The organism is Rhodanobacter thiooxydans LCS2, assembly GCF_000264375.1.
Taxonomy (GTDB): domain Bacteria; phylum Pseudomonadota; class Gammaproteobacteria; order Xanthomonadales; family Rhodanobacteraceae; genus Rhodanobacter; species Rhodanobacter thiooxydans.
The window spans coordinates 1-584 of record NZ_AJXW01000209.1 but is presented as its reverse complement, the minus strand read 5'-3'; the positions used below and the strand labels follow the sequence as shown (position 1 = coordinate 584).

The 584-nt window shown below is 35.4% G+C and carries 1 protein-coding gene; it reads left to right on the top strand.

The window, feature by feature from the left end:
• On the top strand, nucleotides 1-584 hold a 584-nt coding region (locus tag UUA_RS19170; RefSeq protein WP_193385150.1), incomplete at both ends, for a recombinase family protein.

The window sequence follows — 584 nt, the reverse complement described above, 5'->3', positions numbered from 1 at the left end:
GAATAGTATTCATGACATACTCAAAAACGAGAAATATAGAGGGGTTTACATTTTTAATCGTACTGAACGGAAAATTAATGGAAAAAGGAATCATCACAAAAGTAAAAGTGAGGATGAAATCATCAGGATTGAAGGTGGTATGCCACGAATAATATCTGATGAAATATGGGAGGCGGTGCAAAGACGTATGGAAAAGAATAAGAAGGGGGCAAATTCAGCAAAAGAAATATATCTTTTATCTGGATTAATTTTCTGCGGTAAATGCGGTGGTGCCATGACCGGCACAAGGAAATATGCTGGCAGAAATAAAGATCTGTATGTCAGTTATGAATGTTCTACCCGTAAAAGAACGAAAACTTGCGACATGAAAGCAATTAATAAAAATTATGTGGAAAATATTGTTATAGAGCACCTTGAGAAAAATGTATTCTCGCCAGAGGCTATAGAACGACTTGTTGCAAAAATATCTGAATATGCTGCTTCACAGGTCGAAGAAATAAATCGTGATATAAAAACATTTACTGACCAACTCGCTGGTATTCAAACTGAAATAAACAACATAGTAAATGCCATAGCAGCAGGAA